Annotated in this window: 13 protein-coding genes and 8 tRNA genes; 1 reads left to right on the top strand and 20 read right to left on the bottom strand. The window is 36.2% G+C overall.

What is annotated here, in order from left to right; translation table 11 throughout:
• Window positions 1–85: 85 nt before the first annotated feature.
• The 5 genes from BUA89_RS08080 to tuf form a co-directional block, all read right to left on the bottom strand.
• Window positions 86–1,228: a hypothetical protein gene (locus BUA89_RS08080; protein ID WP_143152289.1), complete on the bottom strand. Its 1,143-nt coding sequence runs from the start codon at window positions 1,226–1,228 to the stop codon at window positions 86–88.
• Window positions 1,229–1,297: 69 nt separating this feature from the next.
• On the bottom strand, window positions 1,298–1,840 hold the full coding sequence (nusG, locus tag BUA89_RS08085; RefSeq protein ID WP_002976412.1) for a transcription termination/antitermination protein NusG: 543 nt from the start codon (window positions 1,838–1,840) through the stop codon (window positions 1,298–1,300).
• 21 nt (window positions 1,841–1,861) lie between these two features.
• Window positions 1,862–2,068: a preprotein translocase subunit SecE gene (secE, locus tag BUA89_RS08090; protein ID WP_072955496.1), complete on the bottom strand. Its 207-nt coding sequence runs from the start codon at window positions 2,066–2,068 to the stop codon at window positions 1,862–1,864.
• 12 nt (window positions 2,069–2,080) lie between these two features.
• Window positions 2,081–2,151: transfer RNA gene (locus tag BUA89_RS08095), tRNA-Trp, on the bottom strand.
• A gap of 55 nt (window positions 2,152–2,206) precedes the next feature.
• The gene (gene tuf, locus BUA89_RS08100; RefSeq protein ID WP_072955499.1) at window positions 2,207–3,412 is read right to left on the bottom strand and encodes an elongation factor Tu; all 1,206 of its coding nucleotides are present in this window, start codon (window positions 3,410–3,412) and stop codon (window positions 2,207–2,209) included.
• A gap of 336 nt (window positions 3,413–3,748) precedes the next feature.
• Here tuf and BUA89_RS08105 point away from each other — a divergent pair, with 336 nt between their 5' ends.
• Window positions 3,749–5,251 carry a DUF4394 domain-containing protein gene (locus BUA89_RS08105; RefSeq protein WP_072955502.1) on the top strand — a complete coding sequence of 501 codons (1,503 nt, stop codon included), beginning with the start codon at window positions 3,749–3,751 and terminating at the stop codon, window positions 5,249–5,251.
• 92 nt (window positions 5,252–5,343) lie between these two features.
• Here BUA89_RS08105 and BUA89_RS08110 read toward each other — a convergent pair whose 3' ends face one another.
• The 15 genes from BUA89_RS08110 to rpsU all read right to left on the bottom strand — a co-directional run bounded on the left by BUA89_RS08110 (window position 5,344) and on the right by rpsU (window position 16,266).
• Window positions 5,344–8,442, bottom strand: a complete 3,099-nt coding sequence (locus tag BUA89_RS08110; RefSeq protein ID WP_072955505.1) for an efflux RND transporter permease subunit — start codon at window positions 8,440–8,442, stop codon at window positions 5,344–5,346.
• 165 nt (window positions 8,443–8,607) lie between these two features.
• On the bottom strand, window positions 8,608–9,693 hold the full coding sequence (locus BUA89_RS08115; RefSeq protein ID WP_072955509.1) for an efflux RND transporter periplasmic adaptor subunit: 1,086 nt from the start codon (window positions 9,691–9,693) through the stop codon (window positions 8,608–8,610).
• 3 nt (window positions 9,694–9,696) lie between these two features.
• Window positions 9,697–10,953: a TolC family protein gene (locus BUA89_RS08120; protein WP_228420538.1), complete on the bottom strand. Its 1,257-nt coding sequence runs from the start codon at window positions 10,951–10,953 to the stop codon at window positions 9,697–9,699.
• A 474-nt stretch (window positions 10,954–11,427) separates the two neighbouring features.
• Window positions 11,428–12,792 carry an ATP-binding protein gene (locus BUA89_RS08125; RefSeq protein WP_072955512.1) on the bottom strand — a complete coding sequence of 455 codons (1,365 nt, stop codon included), beginning with the start codon at window positions 12,790–12,792 and terminating at the stop codon, window positions 11,428–11,430.
• A complete protein-coding gene (locus tag BUA89_RS08130; RefSeq protein ID WP_072955516.1) occupies window positions 12,793–13,473 on the bottom strand; it encodes a response regulator transcription factor in 681 nt (226 codons plus the stop codon). It abuts the gene before it with no gap.
• A 239-nt stretch (window positions 13,474–13,712) separates the two neighbouring features.
• A tRNA-Thr gene (locus BUA89_RS08135) sits at window positions 13,713–13,784 on the bottom strand.
• Between the two features lie 43 nt (window positions 13,785–13,827).
• Window positions 13,828–13,900: transfer RNA gene (locus tag BUA89_RS08140), tRNA-Gly, on the bottom strand.
• Window positions 13,901–13,988: 88 nt separating this feature from the next.
• Window positions 13,989–14,069 (bottom strand) — tRNA-Tyr (locus tag BUA89_RS08145).
• An 18-nt stretch (window positions 14,070–14,087) separates the two neighbouring features.
• Window positions 14,088–14,161: transfer RNA gene (locus BUA89_RS08150), tRNA-Thr, on the bottom strand.
• A gap of 89 nt (window positions 14,162–14,250) precedes the next feature.
• Window positions 14,251–14,323: transfer RNA gene (locus BUA89_RS08155), tRNA-Gly, on the bottom strand.
• 87 nt (window positions 14,324–14,410) lie between these two features.
• Window positions 14,411–14,491, bottom strand: a tRNA-Tyr gene (locus tag BUA89_RS08160).
• A 20-nt stretch (window positions 14,492–14,511) separates the two neighbouring features.
• Window positions 14,512–14,585: transfer RNA gene (locus BUA89_RS08165), tRNA-Thr, on the bottom strand.
• A 109-nt stretch (window positions 14,586–14,694) separates the two neighbouring features.
• Complete coding sequence (locus BUA89_RS08170) at window positions 14,695–14,985, bottom strand: HPF/RaiA family ribosome-associated protein (RefSeq protein WP_072955519.1); 291 nt, start codon at window positions 14,983–14,985, stop codon at window positions 14,695–14,697.
• On the bottom strand, window positions 14,982–15,869 hold the full coding sequence (locus tag BUA89_RS08175; RefSeq protein WP_072955522.1) for a tyrosine-type recombinase/integrase: 888 nt from the start codon (window positions 15,867–15,869) through the stop codon (window positions 14,982–14,984). The genes BUA89_RS08170 and BUA89_RS08175 overlap by 4 nt, the downstream gene beginning before the upstream one ends.
• Before the next feature lie 199 nt (window positions 15,870–16,068).
• A complete protein-coding gene (rpsU, locus tag BUA89_RS08180; protein ID WP_062697349.1) occupies window positions 16,069–16,266 on the bottom strand; it encodes a 30S ribosomal protein S21 in 198 nt (65 codons plus the stop codon).
• Between the last annotated feature and the right edge of the window lie 247 nt (window positions 16,267–16,513).

Raw genomic sequence — 16,513 nt, forward strand, 5'->3', positions numbered from 1 at the left:
ATTGATTTTTAGAAAGATTTGAAAATATTTTTATCATTCATCTTTTACGTAAAGATTAAGCAAACCTATCAGAATAATTAACTCATTAATGATGATGAAAAAATTTAGAAAAATAATATTCCTGTACTTTCTGTAGAGAAAGCCCTCTGGCGTCATATTGTATATGAATAAAAAAGAAGATAAAAAATATAATATTAAAGATAAAAAACCTTTTTAGGAAAGGGTTTCGATTCCATGAAACCTTGTTCCTATTTTCATTATCCGGCAAGACCATCATTACAATAATGAATAAAAGCATAGCATATATATGATCCCAACGATACCAGTCTATCCCTAAAATATATAATGGTGCTACCCAAATAAAACTTGCAATAACAAACTTTAGCAAACCATAGAATTTGTTTCTATAAAATAAATACACATAATATAAAAACATGGAAACACCGATAAGAAGCTCTAAAATGAATAAAAGATAAGAAACCATTTCTTTTTTCATCAGATCTACACCATCCGAAAAGTTAAACAGGAAAATGTTGTTTCTACCAAAAACGACTCCCCTCTTTTCAAGAATTTCTAAACTCTTACCACAGTTAATATCTTTTCCGAAGAAAAATAAAATCCCCATTACGACACTTGATAAAACAAAAAGAAGTATCCAGAAGGAGTATTTCCTTTTCCCGGTTTTAAGAGTATGTATAGCTATAAAAAACGGCAGAAAGAAATAAAACATTTCATGGATCAGTAGTCCAACGCAGAATAAGACTAAAAAAACTCTTTCCTTAAGAATACTCATTTTACCTAAAGCAAAATAAGCTGCAAGTGCAAAAAGAATAATTTCCCTTTTCCCTGAATATGATAAATTAATCGGAAAATACATAAAACACAGTGGAGAACACAGCAATACCAAAATATTCCAATCTATTTTCTTTGTAAGCAATAGTTTAAAATAAGCATAGAAAACCAGACCATAAAAAATTACCTGAACAATAAAAACTTGAACAGGCAACGATATACCGAATAGATCTTGCACCGTAAAAAAAACAGTTCCAGTAATTCCTCTACGTTTAAAACCCCCATCTTCGTAATTTACCAGCCAGTCAGACATCGTCCATTCATGAACAGACAATGTTGCCTTTCCGTATAATTTTAAAATGATGTACAGGAAGAGTACAGCTAAAAAAACGCAATACAATAGAAAACTATTATTTTTTCTCGCAGATAATATCACACTCTTGATTTTTACAAATGAAAAAAGGTCACTTTTTCAAGTAACCTTTATATATTTAAGAATAATATCTTATACTTTTTCAACCTGCATGTAGCTCAATTCCATTGGAGTTTTTCTACCGAAGATCAAAACAGAAACTTCGATTTTCTTTTTATCTTCCAAAATTTTCTCTACAGTCCCGTTGAATCCGTTGAATGGTCCGTCAATTACTTTAACGTTTTCACCCACTACGTAAGGAATTTCAACATCGCTTGCAAATTCTGAAAGCTCATCCATTCTTCCTAGCATTCTGTTGACTTCAGACTTTCTCATTGGAACCGGATCTCCTCCTTTTGTTAAGCTTAAGAAAGAAATAACTCCGGGAATGTTCTTGATAACGTGAGGAATCTCCCCCATCAAATCAGCTTCAATCATTAAGTATCCAGGATAGTAAGGTCTTTCTTTAGGAACTTTTTTTCCGTTTCTAATCTGAATTACCTTTTCCATAGGAATAACCACTTGAGTAACGTACTGCTCAAACCCTAAACGTTTGATTTCTGTCTCAATATAGTTTTTCACTTTATTTTCCTGTCCGCTGATTGCTTTCAGCACATACCATTTCAATTCGCTCATTTTGGGAAAATACTTTTATTATTAATTGAACAAGTTGATTAGCATTCCTATGATGTTGCTGATTGCTTTAGAAAACAATTCGTCAACGCCGAAAGTAAATAGTGCCAAGATCACTGTTGCAACCGTTACTACAATTGTAGAAGACTGCAGATCAGCCCATTTTGGCCATTCAACTTTATGTCTGAATTCGTTATAAGAACCTTTTAAAAAATCGACAAATGAACTCATAATTGTTATTTGCACGGGCACAAGGATTCGAACCCTGATCAACGGTTTTGGAGACCGGTATCCTACCATTGGACGATGCCCGTAGATTAAAAAGCTTCCGAGAGTTTCCTTTCGGAAGCCTTATTTATTTTAAGATGATTAGTCTAAGATTTCAGTTACCTGACCCGAACCAACTGTTCTACCACCTTCTCTGATCGCGAATCTAAGACCCTCGTTAAGAGCGATTGGTTGTAACAATTCTACAGTGATCTCTAAGTTATCACCAGGCATTACCATTTCTACACCTTCTGGTAAGAAGATCTCACCTGTAACGTCAGTAGTTCTTACGTAGAACTGAGGACGATATTTGTTGTGGAATGGAGTGTGACGTCCACCTTCTTCTTTAGAAAGGATATATACAGATGCTTTGAATTTTTTGTGTGGCTTCACAGAATCTTTCTTAGCGATTACCATACCTCTCTTGATGTCAGTTTTTTCAATACCTCTCAACAATAGACCTACGTTATCACCAGCTTCACCTCTGTCTAGGATTTTTCTGAACATCTCAACCCCTGTAATTGTAGAAGTTAATTTTTCATCACCCATACCTACGATATCTACAGGATCACCAGTGTTGATGATACCAGCTTCGATTCTACCAGTTGCTACAGTACCTCTACCTGTAATAGAGAATACGTCTTCGATTGGCATCAAGAATGGCTTATCTGTATCTCTTGTTGGCTCTTCGATCCACTCGTCAACAGCATCCATCAATTGCTCAACAGTTTTAAACCACTTGTCATCAGAATTACCTTCTGTAGCAGCAGTAAGTGCACCAAGAGCAGAACCTTGGATTACTGGAGAGTTATCTCCGTCGAATTCATAAGTAGATAATAAGTCTCTAAGCTCCATTTCAACAAGCTCTAATAACTCAGCATCATCCACCATGTCAACTTTATTCATGAAAACAACAATTCTAGGTACGTTTACCTGACGGCAAAGTAGGATGTGTTCTCTTGTTTGAGGCATTGGTCCATCAGTTGCAGCACATACTACGATAGCTCCATCCATCTGAGCAGCACCAGTTACCATGTTCTTAACATAGTCGGCGTGACCTGGACAGTCAACGTGAGCATAGTGTCTTTTTTCAGTTTCGTATTCGATGTGAGCAGTATTGATAGTGATACCTCTTTCTTTTTCTTCTGGAGCAGAGTCAATTGCAGAGAAGTCTTTTTTCTCAGCAAGACCTTTGCTAGCTAATACAGCAGAAATAGCAGCTGTAAGAGTAGTTTTACCATGGTCAACGTGACCAATAGTACCAATGTTCAAGTGTGGTTTGTTACGATTAAACGTTTCCTTTGCCATGATTTAAAATTATTTATTTATTGTTTTTCAAATTTTCGGTGTGCAAATATAATGAATTTTTACATACCAAAACCTTTTTATTAAAAAAAGTTTCAATATTTACATTCAATGAAGTACAAACCTTATATTTCAACATATTGAGACTGCAAATTTACACATTTTTCTCAATTGAAAAAATCATTGCCAAACCTTTTGAACAAATTATGAACTATCTCTTTAATTCTTAATAATATAAAATCAGCAGAATATTTAGTTTTTAAATTTTTACTCTTAGGAAAAACCGCCGTTCACTTTTTGTCGTAGATACCAATACGAACCATTAAAAAAAATAATATTATGAGAAAACTATTACACATCTGCACCATGCTGTTCAGCATTTCGATTTTATTTTCATGCGACGATTCTAATGATATGATTGATATGATGTCGCCGGATATGACTGCACAGGGGCCCGACCTTATGGTATATGGGATTACAGCTAATAACGAACTGGTAGCTTTCAATTCGAAAAATCCTAAGAATTTCAGTTCCAAAACAGCCGTTTCAGGAATTGTTTCCGGAGAAAAACTATTAAGCATTGACTTTAGACCTGCTACAGGAGAACTGTATGCTTTATCTAATGCAAGTAAACTGTATATTATTAACACTTCCAATTCTTCAGCAAGAGTGGTGAGTACCACAGCATTTTCCCCTGCCCTTTCAGGAACTATTGCTTCGATAGATTTTAATCCAACCGTTGACAGAATACGTTTGGTAAGCAATACAGGACAAAATCTGAGATTACATCCTGAGACAGGAGCTGTTGCAGGTACGGATATTAATATTGCCAGCACTGCATCTATCAGCGGAGTCGCTTATACAAACAGTAAAGCAGGAGCCTCTTCCACCATTCTTTATGATATTGATGTTACTTCAGGGAAATTATTTAAACAAGATCCACCGAATAACGGAACTTTGGTAGAAGTCGGAAGCTTAGGAACCACTTTTACAGGACAAGCCGCGTTTGATATTAAATATGATAACAGTACCGCTTTATTGGCTTTAAATAATAATCTTCATGTATTGGACCTCAACACAGGCAAAGCCACCAATATCGGAATGCTTCAACAGCAAATTCTTGATCTTGCAATCCCGACAGAACCTGTGGCGTACGCTGTGGATAACTCCAACAATCTGCAAATCTTTAATCCGAACAGTCCGATGCCTGTTTCAAAATCAATAGCAGGACTTCAAAGCGGTGAAAATATTCTGGGGATTGATTTCAGACCGGCAAACGGACAATTGTATGCCTTGGGAAGTTCAAGCAGAATATACACCATCAATTTAGGAACAGGAGCTGCAACCGCAGTAGGATCTTCTCCTTTCAGTACTTTGCTGGCAGGAGCAGATTTTGGGTTTGATTTTAATCCTACAGTTGATAAAATAAGAGTGGTAAGCAATACAGGACAAAACCTTCGTCTGGATCCAGTAACGGGCGGAATTACCGCAACGGATGTTGCTTTGAATCCTGCCGGAGCCATGGTAAGTGCCGCAGCTTACACGAATAATTTTGCAGGGGCTACCTCCACTACCTTATTTGTTGTGGATCACAATACAGATAAGCTGTACCAGCAAAATCCGCCGAACAACGGAACTTTGGTAGAAACGGGTTCTTTAGGCATTAATATTACCAATGCAAATGGATTTGACATCGGAAGCGTGAGTCAGAAAGCTTATCTGGTGGCAACCGTAGGTACGGCAACTAAAATCTACAGCATAAATACGTCAACAGGAGCCGCAACGTCAGTTTCAGATTTCCCGAATGCTGTGAGAGGTTTTGCCGTAGGATTAGGTTTTTAAACTAACTCATAATAATTATTTCAATAGTGAGAGGCGCGGAAAACTTCGTTTTCCGCGCCTCTTTTAATTAATATAATCAATGAAAGAAATGATTAAATCTGCTGAGACTTTTTGGTTCTGTTGAAGATCCAGAAGATAATCGGGAAAATCAACAATGTTAAAACTGTCGCCGTAATCAAGCCTCCAATAATTACAATTGCTAAAGGTTTTTGGGATTCCGAGCCGATACCTGTTGACAATGCAGCCGGCATTAGCCCAATGGATGCCATCAAAGCCGTCATGATTACCGGACGTGTCCTGGATTTTACCCCATTTAAAATAGCTTCGTCCAGATTCAGGCTGTTTTTAACATTCTGATGGAATTCCGTGATTAGAATTACCCCATTCTGAATACAGATCCCGAGAAGTGCGATCATCCCCACTCCCGCGGAAATCCCGAAATTCATGTGGGTAAGATGCAGTGCAATGATTCCACCAATTAAAGCAAAAGGAACATTAGCCAATACCAAAAGAGAATCTTTCATATTACCGAAAAGAATGAATAACAGGAAGAAAATTCCTAAAATACTGATCGGAACAACCTGCGCCAGTCTTTTGGAGGCTCGCTGCTGGTTTTCAAACTGGCCGGTCCACCCTATAGAATATCCGTCCGGAATATCAATTTTGGCAACCGCTTTCTGGGCATCAGCAATGGTTCCTCCCAAATCTCGGTCACGAATCGAGAATTTAACCCCGATATACCTTTTAATATCATCACGGTAAATAAATGCAGCTCCATTATCTTTTACAATCGTCCCGATTTCCTTCAACGGAATCTGAGATCCATCCTGAGTCGGAATCATCAATGAGGCAATATCACTCTCATTTTTCCTGTATTCCTGCGAATAACGGAGACGAATCGGGAATTTTCTTTCTCCTTCGAACATTTCCGAAGCTGTTTTTCCTCCAAACGCCATTTCGAGAACGGTTTGAGCGTCTTCAGGCATCACGCCGTAAGCCGCCATTTTATCCCGGTCCCAGACGACATTCACTTCGGGCTGCCCGATATTTTTAATGATTCCGGCATCTTTTACCCCTTGAATGTCTTTAATTTGTTTTAAGACCTCATCAGCAAGTTTATCCAATGTCTGAAGATTATCACCATATATTTTAATTCCGTTTTCTGCTTTGAAACCTGCTACAGCTTCCGCAACATTGTCGGAAATCGGTTGTGAATAATTGAAGGTAATTCCCTGATAATTTCTCAGTTTTTTATCAATCTCATCAATTAAATCTTCATAACTTATCTTTCTTTTCCACTCATCTTTAGGCTGAAGATTTACGGCAAACTGTACAAATCCGAATCCGTTCGGGTCGGTTCCGTCATTACTTCTCCCCGTTTGTGCAAGAACGTCCGTCACTTCGGGAAAACTCATAATGTCTTTCTTTAGAAGATCTGCGGTTTTTAATGATTCTTTTAAGGATGAGCTCATCGGCATTTCAGCAGTGATCCACAGTGAACCTTCATTTAATTGAGGTAAAAATTCGGTTCCTAAGAATTTTCCTGAAAATAATGTAACAGCAAGAAAAGACAATGATACTATTAAGCTTAATTTTTTATGTTTAAATGTAAAATGAAAACCTTTCAAAACAATTCTGTCCCAGAAATTCACAAAAGGATTGTTCTTTTCTTTAACATTTTTATTTAAAAGGATGTGTGAAAGAACAGGAACCAATGTCAAAGTAAAAATCAATGCTCCCATTAGAGCAAAACCTAATGTAAAGGCCAATGGTGAAAACATTTTCCCTTCTACTTTCTGGAATGAGAAAATAGGGATTAATGAAGTGATGATGATTAATTTTGAAAAGAAGATCGCTTTTCCTAAGCCTGTTCCGGTCTGTTTAATCCAGCCGGCTTTTGCCATTTTATTAAACTTTTCATCCCCATATTTATGGGCTTTGTGATCGAGCATTACGAAGAGTCCTTCTACCATGACGACGGCTCCGTCGATTATAATACCAAAGTCAACCGCTCCGAGCGACAATAAATTGGCGCTCATTCCTGCCATTTTTAAACATAAAAATGCAAATAATAAGGATAATGGGATGATGATGGAAACAATTAAGGTAGTCCGCCAGTCTGCCATGAAAATCAGAACGATGACCGTTACCAGAACGATTCCTTCCAATAAATTATGCATTACCGTTTCTGTGGTGAAATCCATCAGATTATCACGGTCGTAAAAAGTGACCATTTTTACATCTTTAGGAAGAATCTTTTCGTTAAGCTCTTTAATTTTAGCTTTTACATTGACCAAAACTTCACGAGGATTTTCCCCTTTTCTCATCACCACAATTCCTTCAACGGTGTCATCCTGATTATTTAATCCTGCCTGCCCCACTCTAGGTCTTTCACTTTCATGAACTTCGGCAACGTTTTTTACTAAAATCGGGTTTCCATTATCATTATGAATCGTAATATTCTGAATATCGCTGATCGATTTCACCAAACCGATTCCTCTTACCACATACGCCTGGCCATTTTTTTCAATAACATCACCTCCGACATTCAAATTGCTTTTCGTAACGGCATCATATACCTGAAGCGGTGTCAAATTGTATTTATCCAAGGCTCTCGGATCGATGCTTAATTCGAAAACTTTGTCCTGTCCTCCGAAAACGTTGATATCTGCAACTCCGGGGACTCCTCTTAAAGCACGGTCGATTACCCAGTTTTGTAAGGTTAATAACTCACGGGAATCTTTGGTTTTGCTTTCCAGGGTATATCGGAAAATTTCTCCAGTTGGTCCGTAGGGTGGCTGAACTTCTGGGTCTACCTCATCAGGAAGGCTGACCGTTCTTAATTGGTTATTAACCTGATTTCTGGCAAACATATCATCCACCCCATCATCAAAAAGAATTTTCACGATAGAGAGCCCAAACATCGTGGTACTTCTTACACTGGTTTTCTTCTGAACCGGGCTCATTGCCAATTCGATGGGCGTTGTGACAAAACGTTCTACTTCTTCTGCGCTTCGCCCATTCCATTGGGTAATGATAACAATCTGGGTATTGGTAACGTCGGGAAAAGCTTCAATAGGCATATTTTTGAAACTTATAAATCCTGCAACCGCCAAAATAGCTACCCAAATAAAGGTAAATGCTTTATTTTTTAATGAAAAAGCAATTATATTTTTTATGAATTTATTCATTGTAGATTTTTTGATGACTTAAAAAAGTCGTTGAAAGAAACTTTTTATTCTTCAGTTTTTTAACACAAAGGGCGCAAAGTTTTTTTGACAAACTATATGTTTTTAAGTTCGCAAAGGCGTTTCACTTAACAAAGCGCGCTAAGAAATTATTTAGAAAAAATAATTTTAACTATTCAAAGAGCGGTAAATCAACAATTGGTTGTTGGTGATCACCTCTTCTCCTTCTGATAGCCCTTCGGAAACGTAAGTTGTTTCTCCTACCTGCTTTAAGACTTTTATTTCTTTCACTTTGATATCGGTTCTGGATTTGTAGATCACCACAAAACTTCTGTTGTCATCAAAAATGACGGCTTTCGACGGAAGCGTTAATGCCATCGTATTCTCTGAACTCGTCACTTTTATCGTTGCCTTACTTTCAGGAATTAATAATCCGTTGGCATTATCCAAAACAACTCTTGCCTGCATGGCGTTGGTTTCTGGGTCGATAATTTTAAAGATTTTATCGATTTTACCATCAAAAACCTTGTCCGGATAAGACAATGTGGAAACCTGAGCTTTCATTCCCAGACTGATTTTGTCAATGTCAGACTCATTCACGTTCATAATAGCCCAGACATTGGTTGTATTGGCAACATCGAAAATATTTTCGCTTCTGTCGCTTCTCAGCTGCATGTCTTTATTAATATTTTTCTGAACGATGTATCCGCTGATTGGTGCCACAACACTGTAAATATTTCCTTTTTTCACATTATAAACGGTACTCACCGCGCCGGCTCTCTGCATTTGGTCTTGTGCTTTCTGCAACTGGCTTTTGGCTTCCAGGACATCTCTTTCGGTATTCAGTTTTCCTTCATACATTTCTTTTGCAACACGCAGATTATTTTGAGCAACGACTAAATCTGTTCTTGCATCGCTTACATCTTTCTGAACTTCTGCCAGCTCCGTACTTCTTATGGTTGCCAAAACCTGCCCCTTCTTCACATAATCTCCCAACTCCACATTTACACTTAAAACATTTCCTCCGACCAGCGGATAAACATCAATATAACTGTTTTTATCTGCCGAAATTTTTCCGTAGAAATTGTAATCGTCTTCTATATATTTTTTCTCAACTTTCGCCAAAGAAATAGACTGCAGCATCGTATTGCTCAGTTCAAAACCTTTTTTTGCCTGTGGTTTTGCTTCCTCCTCTTTTTTGGAACAAGACAAAACGGACAAAGCTATCATTACCGGGATTATATACTTTTTCATTGTTTAATAGAAGATTTTCGTTTGTATGAGTTGATTCAATTGTTCTGCGGATTCCATGATCTCGTTTTTCATATCATAGATCTGAAGTGCCGTTTCTCTGTAACTGTCCATAAAATCGGCAAATTCAATAAGGCTGATATTTCCTTTTCTAAAGTTTTTCAGCATTCCGTTGTATACCAGTTCCATATTATCAAGATCTGTGGTTTTGATTTCCTGAAGCTGGTCATACTGAGTTTTCCAGATTTTATAAGCCGACTGAACTTTTGTTTCAAGATTTAATTTCTGGAAATCTGCACTTTTTTGATTTTGCTGAATGGCGTACTTGGCTTTTTCAACGTTTCCTTTATTCGATTTCCATAACGGCAGAGGAATTCCGACGGTCAGATTAATTTCATTTTTAAAAGTTCCGCTGTTCTGATCCCATTGTGCTCCTACATTAAGATCGGGAACGTTCAAAGATTTTTGCCATTGTGCATACAGCTTGCTGTTATCAATCAATTTTAAATTATATAAATAATCAGCGTTATTTTCCAATGCTTTTTTCTGTAATTCGCCAGCATCGCCAAAAGGTTGCAACGCTAAAATATCTTTTGCCTCAGATTCGGAAAGCTGTGGTTCGATATCTTCTGTAATACCTGTAAGGACTTTCAGGTTTTGTTCGAATTCAAGAATATTTTTATTGATTCCAAGCTTATCATTATTCAACTGGATGACGATACTCTGAAGCCTTACTTCATCCTTCAACGAAACATTTCCTTTGGCAGACTGTATTTTATATGCCGCCAAAAGATCATTCATATAATCCAATTGCTTTTTGGTATTGTCCAGCTTTAATTTTTCGTAGTAAAGATTGAAATAAGCCGTACGCAGCTGAGATTTCAGATCAACAAGAAGTTGAGAAAACTGAAGCTGAGCCAGCTCCTTGTTAGATTTTGCAAAAGCAATTTCGTTTTTCTTTTTTCCACCCATGTAGATGAGCTGACTAATTTCGGCACCTTTTGCCTGCCCTACATCAAAAGCTTTTCTGCCTTCGGGATTGTACGCATTGATGTATCCGCTCATCTGCGGAAGCTCCCAGATTTTAGCCTGCAAAATATCTGCATCAGCCATATTAATATTGTACTGTTCGGCAAGCAGCTGGAGATTGTTCTTTTGAAAAGCTTCTTCACAATCCAAAAGTGACATCTGCTGTTGTGCTGTCATCAGAGAGGAAAAGACAACAAACAGCCCTGCAATTTTGTTTATTTTCTCAATTTTCATGAGACAAAAATGCCCTTCTGTGATTAAAATGCTCTTAAAGAATCCTTAAAAAAAAATTAAATTTGGTCAGAAATAGCGGATAAAATGCTGATTTAATGAAATGTTGATGAAAAATTAATGGTTTAAATATAAACTTGGAGAGAGATTAAAAAGTTAAAATATTGGGCTTATTTCTTTTCCCACAGATTGCACAATTTTCACAGATGATGATATCAGTTTTATTGATAGCGACCCTGTGAACTAATAATTATCAGCTCGTTCCTACGGAACTCATCTTAACTCACATTTCATTCTATTAACAGGATGCTCCTATGGAGCCCGAAATTATCTGAAGAAAATAAATTTTAGAACATTAGTAGAGTTTTACAGTCTGTATAAATTGGGTCTAAAAAGGTATAAGGTTTCAACAAACTTAGCAGCCGTTGAAATCAATACAATAAAAGCATTTTAATAAAATTTAACAGACTCTTGATATTACTTATTAAAAGTCACACTGAATTTATTTAGCAAATCTGCCGGAGAAGTATATCGGATTTCGGCGCCATGATATTCAAGAATCCTTTTAACAATCCTTAACCCAAGACCGGAACCGGAAATATTCTGGGAATTATTCCCTCTCATAAACGCCTCAAATAATTTTGTTCGCTCCTCCTGTGGTATCGTGTTCCCGTGAGAAATGATATCAACAATAAGATTCTCATCGGTTTCGGTAATTAAAACATTCACTTCGGTATCATCAGAATATACGGCTGCATTCTTAAACAAATTAATGAAAACAATATCCAGCAGTGACTGGATCCCTTTTATCGTCAGCAAAGCGTCTTCGGAAGTATCTTCAGAAATCAGGAAATCCATTTTCAGTTTCGGATAACTTTTTTCTACTGCTTCAAAAGATTCAAAAATGACTTCATCAATTCTTACTTCTTCGTAAATACTCTGAATATTTTCTTTATCAAATTTCGTTAAAAGCAACAAGGAGTTCGTTAAATCAGACAATTGATACACATCTCTCTGTATTTGTTTTAATGAAGACAGAGTTTCGGGAGAATGCTGTTCAAGTTTAATTAAATTTTCCAGCTGAAAAGCCATTCTGGTAATCGGTGTCCTTATTTCATGAGAAGCGCTTGCCGTAAAATCCTTCTGCGACTGAAAAACATCGTCCAGCCTTGCAATCATCGTGTTGAAAGATTTAGCCAAAACATCAATCTCATCATTAGAATCTCTTACAGGAATCTGTGTTGTTAATTTATGAGCCGTAACCTCCGAAATTTCCTTATTCAGATCTTCCAAAGGACGCAGGAACTGTCCCATAAAATAATAACTGAAAAAACCGATAAGAAGCGTACTCATCACATAGGCTGTTATCAAAAGGTATTTCAGGTAAGAAAGCTTGGAATTTCCGTTGGTATCGAAAGCACTTGTCAGAATATAATAGTTTTCTCCGTTGATCGTTTTCAGTGCCGCATAGATTTCGGGAACCGTCTTTTCGGAATAAATAACTTTCTTTACATCAAGCTCTTTCAACAAGCCATTATCCCAGGTTACATTTCTGTCTTTGATGGTGCTGTAGATTAATTCTTTTTGACCGTTAAAAATTAAAATAGTTTCATTTAAAAGAATATTATCCGAATTTTCATTAAAAAATACAGGAGCTTCCTCTTCAAAATCTTTTGACTTGGCAATAAAATGTGAAGTAAATTCTAATCTCTGCCTGAATCTTTCCTTAAATTCTTCTCTTCGGAAATCATTAAAAGACATATAAATTACTGCCATCACAATACCAAAAAGCAATGAAAAGGCAATACTGAGATTGAGGGCTATCTTCCTTTTTAAAGACATCTATAACGGGCTTAAATAATATCCAAATCCTGAACGGGTATGAATAAGTTTCACTTTAAAATCTTTATCTATTTTCTTTCTTAAAAAATTGATATAAACCTCTACGGTATTTGTATTGGTATTGAAATTATGCTCCCATACATGTTCTGTAATCTGCTGCTTCGAAACAGTTCTTCCCTGCGCTTCCGCCAGATAAACCAATAATTGGAATTCTTTTAAGGTTAAGCTGATTTCATTTCCGCCACGGTAGACTTTTTGCTCGGTTTTATTAACAATGAGATCATCAATCCTGATAATTTCCTGATCTGTTGCTTCAGAAGGTGCTTTTCTCCTCAACAAAGAATTCATCCGCAGCAGCAATTCTTCAAACTGAAACGGTTTCACCAGATAATCATCCGCCAATCTTGTGAAAGCATCCTTCTTATCCGAAAGATCGCCGTAAGCAGAGATAATAATAATCGGTGTATTTTTATCGAAAGAGCGAATCGTCTGACAAACGTCAAGCCCATTAATTTTCGGAACATTGATGTCCAGCAGATACAAATCGTAAGTATTGTTCTTGATCTGACGAAGAAAAGTTTCCCCATCGTATATTTTGTCACACGTAAAATTATTTGACTCCAAAAACTTACAAAGTTCTGCAGAAAGAATTAAATCATCTTCCAATAAAAGAATGTTCATCGAAAATTATTTTATACGAATGTAACGAAATTTTTTATGATGGTAAAGGATTTGAAATACCCGAGAAACAGTTTTAATTGAATTTTAAGGTTGAAGATTTTTATTAAAAATGGATATTTTTTCAAAGCTCAGGCTGTCAGTTTTTCGGATCAATCCTAAAAATATTAATAGTTCAAATAAAATTCAGACAAAAAAGTTTGAGCAAAAAAATATCCCGAAGAAATCGGGATTAAAACGAGAGCCAACTACGGGACTTGAACCCGTGACCTCTTCCTTACCAAGGAAGCACTCTACCGCTGAGCTAAGTCGGCCTGAAACAAAAAAATCACACTAAATATAGAGTGATTTTTGTTGAGCGGAAGACGAGGGTCGAACTCGCGACATTCAGCTTGGAAGGCTGACGCTCTACCAACTGAGCTACTTCCGCAATTTTGTTTCCAAAATTATTGGTAAACGCTTTGCAAAACTAAGAAAATTTCTTGAATCCTGCAAGTTTTTTTTTCTAATATAAAACGTGGGGAGAGCAGGATTCGAACCTACGAAGCCGAAGCAACTGAGTTACAGTCAGTCCCATTTAGCCACTCTGGAATCTCCCCAGATATTTTATATTAATGAGCTTCCAGAGGGATTCGAACCCACGACCCCGAGATTACAAATCACGTGCTCTGGCCAACTGAGCTATGGAAGCGTTTTAATATTATAGGCTGAAAGCTTTTGAGAAAATTCTACTCTGAGCTTTTCAGTAGTTAAAAAAATACTCTACTGAGTATTTTATTGAGCGGAAGACGAGGGTCGAACTCGCGACATTCAGCTTGGAAGGCTGACGCTCTACCAACTGAGCTACTTCCGCAATTTTGTTTCCAAAATCATTGGTAACGGTTTGCAAATCTAAGAAGAATTCTTGAAACCTGCAAGTCTTTTTTTAATAAAAAAACTGTGGGGAGAGCAGGATTCGAACCTACGAAGCCGAAGCAACTGAGTTACAGTCAGTCCCATTTAGCCACTCTGGAATCTCCCCAGGTTTTTTATCTTAAAATGAGCTTCCAGAGGGATTCGAACCCACGACCCCGAGATTACAAATCACGTGCTCTGGCCAACTGAGCTATGGAAGCATTTAAAAAAAAGAATTCAAAAGAACGCTGTTCCCTTTTTGCGAGTGCAAATATAGAACGGTTTTTTTGAATTCTCAAATTTTTTAATGACTTTTTTTATCTTTTTTTTCTACGCCATTTCTTTTTTCTTGATTAGTAGCTTTTTAGCAGTATCAACGCATAGGTCTAAACTTTCTTCAAAACTTGTAGTCGTCTTCTTTACTACGATATCATCTCCCGGAACCGCCAGAATTAGCTCGGCAGTTTTGTTAGCTTTATCCGAGTTATTTTCTACTTTTAAAAATATTTTACACTCTTGGATCTTGTCATAGAAAGTATCCAATTTGCTCACTTTTTTTTCAATGTGGGATTCTAGTGGTTCGTGTGGAGTTAAACCAATTGATTGTACTGTGATCTTCATAATTCTTCTTTTTTAGATGCTCTTGGATGAGCCTGATTAAACACTTTTTTCAATTGTTCGATATTGGCATTCGTATAGACTTGAGTACTGGCAAGACTGGAATGTCCTAATATTTTTTTTACTTTTGAGATCTCTGCCCCATTATCCAAAACGTGTGTAGCAAAGCTATGCCGAAGGATGTGAGGACTTCTTTTTTCTTTTGTTGTTATAAGACTAAGGTACTTATTAACTACCACATAAACAAATTTTTCAGTCAGTTTTTTCCCCTTCTTATTGACAAAAAAATAGATTTCATATTCTTTTTGTGGCTTTCTTATTTCTGTATAACTTTTAAGCAGCTGTACCAGATTTTCGGATATGGGAATATATCTTTCTTTGTTACCTTTCCCAATAATCTTGAGTTGGTTTCCGCTTAAGTTTACATTCTCAAAAGTCATACCACAAAGCTCAGCTTTACGAATTCCCGTCTGGTAAAGGACTTCCATAATGCATTTCTCCAACACATCGTGAACCTGAGCAAAAACCTCATCATTAAGCTTTTGCATTTCTTCTTCAGACATCGGGATCTGCTTTTCCGGATAAAATTTTAATGAAGAAATATTTTCTGTAGGTGAAACTTTAATTTCGCCGATTTTTAAAAGGAAGAGATAAAAGCTGCGAAGAGATGATAATTTGCGATTGATACTTCGTTTTGAAATATCATTTTCACTCAGTTCAACGATAAAATTCCGGATGATTTTTTTGTCTGCCTTGGAAATATCTTCTGAAGATTCAGTTTTAAGATAGAAATGAGAAAAATCTTCAAGATCTTTTCTGTAACTTGTAATGGTGTGAGGAGAATACCTCTTTTCGAGTTCTAAATATTCTAAAAATTTATTTAGCATGTTATTTTTTTGAATATTGCTTTACTTGTGACGGTCTTTACCAAAAAGTCACTAAGCTTTTTTATCAACAAAGACCGAAGCATTTTGTATTATGGTAGCAAATTATGGTTCTAAATACTATTTAGGTATAAAAACAAAAATTCACTCTTCAAATATAACTATTTAAAGAGTGAATTTAGTATGTGTTTAAGAAAATTTCTTAAGCCTGTTCTTCTTTGCTAAGATTTCTTTGCTTGTGAGCAGCTTTCAATCTAGCTTGTCTTAAAGTTACTGAAGGCTTGATAAACTGTTGTCTAGCTCTTAACTGACGAACTGTACCCGTTTTATCAAATTTTCTTTTATATTTCTTTAATGCTCTGTCGATAGACTCTCCGTCTTTTACTGGAATTATTAACATATATTACATCTCATTTTGGACTGCAAAAGTAAACATTATTTATTAAACTACAAAACTTTATCATACAAATACTTACTTTAAAACTTACTTACCATTAAAAGAACCTTTAATAAAAATGCTTTTTAAGAGTTTATTCACAATAATTTTTAAACATTTATAAAATAATAGACAATAAAATATCTACTCTTATATTATTAATTTAATTAGATTTGCATTTTATTTCAAAATGTTAAAAACAGCTAACTAT

Source organism: Chryseobacterium arachidis (assembly GCF_900129245.1).
Lineage (GTDB): Bacteria > Bacteroidota > Bacteroidia > Flavobacteriales > Weeksellaceae > Chryseobacterium > Chryseobacterium arachidis.